Origin of the sequence: Frankia sp. CeD, from assembly GCF_000732115.1 — a bacterium.
GTDB classification, from domain to species: Bacteria; Actinomycetota; Actinomycetes; order Frankiales; family Frankiaceae; genus Frankia; species Frankia casuarinae.
Genome location: NZ_JPGU01000120.1, coordinates 1 through 1,229 on the forward strand (window position 1 = coordinate 1; position 1,229 = coordinate 1,229).

Below are 1,229 nucleotides of genomic sequence, written 5' to 3' on the forward strand. Positions count from 1 at the left end.
TGAAGGGTCGTTGGCAGGTGGGGCAGGCGCCGGTCCAGACGGCGAGCAGGGCCTGGAGGGTGCGGAGGACTCCGTAGAGGGTCAGGCCGGCGCAGGGACTTTTGGGGTTCGTCTCAGCTGGGTGCAGAGGGCTTGGGCGACCCTGACGAGGGTGACGTGACGGTGCCAGCCGGCGAAGGTTCGGCCCTCGAAGTGGTCGAGGCCGAGGCCGTCTTTCAACTCGCGGTAGTCGTGTTCGATCCGCCAGCGGATCTTCGCGAGACGNACAAGATCGCGCAGGGGGATGCCGGTGGGCAGGGTGGACAGCCAGTAATCGGTGGGTTCGGGCTGGCCGACTGGCCATTCGGCGAGCAGCCAGCAGACGGGCAGGCTCCGGTCGGGGTTACGGNTGATGTTCCGGCCCGCGGGGCGGACCCGGAGCGCGAGGAAGCGGGACCGCATCCCCGCGGTCGGGTTGGCCGGGGTCCGGTGGGTGCCGTGACGCCAGGTCACAGACCGGCCCGTGCGGCGGCCGGCGGCCATGACCAGGGATTTCAGATCGCGGGGCGGGTCGGGGTAGGCGGGTGTGGGCCGCCGGCTGTTTCCCGGGNAGGGGGCGGNGACCGGCACCGCGTCGGCCGGGTAGGCGGTCGCGGTCGGCTTCACCGCCAGCACGTAGGGGATGTTCCGGTCGGTCAGCCCCTGGCGGAAGGCAGCGGCGTCGCCGTAGCCGGCGTCCGCCACGACCGGCCGCACAGGCATGCCCCAGCCGGCCAGTTCGTCGATCATGTCCAGGGCGAGCCGCCATTTCTCCCGGTGCCGCGCCTTGTCGGGGATCGCGGCCCGTTCCCGCCGGGCCCGGGCGGCGGCGACCTCGGTCGGGTCGGTCAGGGTGGTGTCGTCCCAGCAGGTCGGGAGGAACAGCCGCCAGGCCACCGCGGCCGACGCCCAGTCGGTGACCGCGTGCACGGACACCCCGATCTGACAGTTCCCGACCTTGCCCAGGGTGCCGGAGTACATCCGGGCCACCCCGGGGGAGGCGGCCCGTCCTTCGGGAAAGCCGGTGTCGTCCACGACCAGCGCGACCGGGTCGCAGAACCCGGCCGCCCAGCCCGTCAGCCGCCGCCGGACCTGGCGGTAGTCCCAGGTCGAGCTGGTGACGAACTGCTGCAGCTGCTGAGGGTCCACACCGAGGCGGGCGGCCATCGGGACCATGCTCTTGCGCTTGCCGTCGGTCAGCAGCCGTTGCA

1 protein-coding gene is annotated in these 1,229 nt (G+C 72.4%); it reads right to left on the bottom strand.

Translation table 11 applies throughout. The features are described from left to right. Positions 1–81: 81 nt before the first annotated feature. Positions 82–1,229 (bottom strand): IS701 family transposase (locus tag CED_RS21230; protein WP_035913776.1); only part of this gene is annotated, 1,148 nt, incomplete at its 5' end.